2 protein-coding genes are annotated in these 1,300 nt (G+C 69.8%); both read left to right on the top strand.

What is annotated here, in order from left to right:
• The first annotated feature begins 106 nt into the window (after nt 1-106).
• Nucleotides 107-406: an IS110 family transposase gene (locus tag ADK54_RS46755; RefSeq protein WP_063801978.1), complete on the top strand. Its 300-nt coding sequence runs from the start codon at nt 107-109 to the stop codon at nt 404-406.
• An 18-nt stretch (nt 407-424) separates the two neighbouring features.
• On the top strand, nt 425-1,300 hold an 876-nt coding region (locus tag ADK54_RS14285; RefSeq protein ID WP_267887009.1), incomplete at its 3' end, for an IS110 family transposase.

Here is a 1,300-nt window from a genome sequence, read left to right on the forward strand (position 1 = left end):
GTAGTTGGCCGCCCCTGCGACCTGCCAGGATGCGCTGCGAGCGCGGATCCGTAGGTGCCGTTTCGCCCAGCTGAACCCCAGCACCGAGTACCGCTGGGAGAGGGTGATGGGCCGAAAGATCGGAATGGACGTGCACCGCGATTTCGCGCAACTCGTGGTGATCGAGGACGGGTTCCTGCTGGACGCCGGGCAGATCGCCTGCCGCCCCGAAGGACTGCGCGAGTGGATCACGACGCTGCGCCCGGACGACGAGGTCGTCTTGGAGGCGACCGGGAACGCGGAGGCGATCGCCACGCTGATCCGGCCGCACGTGGCGCGGGTGGTGGTGTCCAACCCGTCCAAGACCCGGGTCATCGCGGAGGCGAAGGTCAAGACCGACAAGGTCGACGCCCGCATCCTCGCGTAGCTGCTGGCCGCGGACTTCCTGCCGCCGGTATGGCTGCCCGACGAGCGCACCAGCCGTCGGCGCCGGATCATCGCCCGGCGTACTCATCTGGTGCGCCAGCGCACCCGGATCAAGAACCAGGTGCAGGCCATCCTGCACCGCAACCTGATGCCCCGCCCACCCGTGTCCGACCTGTTCGGCACCCGCGGCCGGGCGTGGCTGCAACGGCAGGACCTACCCGAAGACGAGCACCGCTCGGTCACCGCGCTGCTGCGCCAGCTCGACTTCCACGGCGAGGAACTCGCCCTGGTCAACCAGGAATTCGCCCAGGAAGCCCTCGGCGATGCGGACGTGCGCCGCCTGATGACCGTGCCCGGCATCGACGCCACCGTCGCCCTGTCGATCGTCGCCGCGGTCGGCGACTTCTCCCGTTTCCGCTCCGCCGACAAGCTGGTCGCCTACTTCGGCCTCAACCCCCGGGTGCGCCAGTCCGGCGGGCAGGCCGCCCACCTGGGCCGGATCACCAAGACCGGACGCTCCCAAGTGCGCGGCATGCTGGTCGAGGCCGCCTGGGTGGCCTCCCGTGCGCCGGGACCGCTGCGCGCCTTCTACCAGCGCATCAAGGCCGGGCGCGGCATCCAGGTCGCGATCGTCGCCACCGCACGGAAGATGATCACACTGTGCTGGCACCTGGCCACGAAGGAGCAGGACTACGCCTTCGCCCGGCCCCGTCTCGGCGCGTTCAAAGAACGCAAGCTCGAGCTGCAGGCCGGCGCCCAACGGCAGATCGCCAAGCGCGGCAAGGGATACGACTACAACGACCCTGCGCTCTGGCGGCACGAACGCGAGATCATCGAGCAGCAGGAACGCGCCTACGCGGTTCTCGCCGCGCACTGGCAGCCGCCCCGTCCCGAG

This window comes from Streptomyces sp. WM6378 (genome assembly GCF_001279695.1).
In the GTDB taxonomy this organism is placed as follows: Bacteria; Actinomycetota; Actinomycetes; order Streptomycetales; family Streptomycetaceae; genus Streptomyces.

Bases quoted from the DNA above. Each gene is read 5' to 3' on its own strand.
- ADK54_RS46755 (WP_063801978.1), top strand. From the start codon at position 107: ATGGGCCGAAAGATCGGAATGGACGTGCACCGCGATTTCGCGCAACTC.